Annotated in this window: 1 protein-coding gene; it reads left to right on the plus strand. The window is 35.4% G+C overall.

What is annotated here, in order from left to right; all coding sequences use genetic code 11:
• The coding region (locus tag ACFINS_RS10330; protein ID WP_375706217.1) for an ABC transporter substrate-binding protein at positions 1–718 on the plus strand (718 nt) is incomplete at both ends.

The following is a 718-nucleotide window of genomic DNA, read 5'->3' on the forward strand; positions in this document are numbered from 1 at the left end:
ATACTATCCAAATCGAATATTTTCGCAATGATACAGCACGTTTTGAAGCCTTCAAAAAGGGCATTATTGATGTCTTTATTGAAACAAATTCAAATCGTTGGCAACATTCTTATAATTTTCCCGCTGTTCGTGAAGGACAAATTATCAAAGAAATTTTTTTGAAAGGAACACCCGCTGATATCATGGGGTTTGTTTTTAACACGCGTCGCGCACTTTTTAAAGATAAAAGAGTAAGGCAAGCGTTATCGATACTTTTTGATTTTGAATGGGTCAATCATCACCTTTTCAATAATATATACACAAGAACAGAAGGTTATTGGGATGGATCTATCCTTTCATCTATTGGAAAACCAGCAAGTGAAGAAGAAAAAGCACTTTTAGCACCTTATCCTGATGCGGTTCTTCCTGAAGTAATGGATGGAAGCTGGCGTATTTCTAAAACAGATGGATCGGGTATGGACCGATTAAACGCTCAAAAAGCTTGGAAATTGTTACAAGAAGCAGGCTTTACCAAAAAAAATAACAGGCTTATTGCTCCCAATGGTTTACCTTTTCAATTTGAAATTATGACTCAATCACTTGAAGAAGAAAAAGTTGCACTTGCATTTCAGAGTAATTTGTCACGTCTTGGTATTCATGCTGAAATAAGAACCGTTGATGATAGCCAATATCAAAACCGCTTGGGAATGTTTGATTATGATATGATTATAGGAAAATT

The sequence above is a fragment of the Bartonella sp. AA2SXKL genome (assembly GCF_042197205.1).
Classification (GTDB): domain Bacteria; phylum Pseudomonadota; class Alphaproteobacteria; order Rhizobiales; family Rhizobiaceae; genus Bartonella.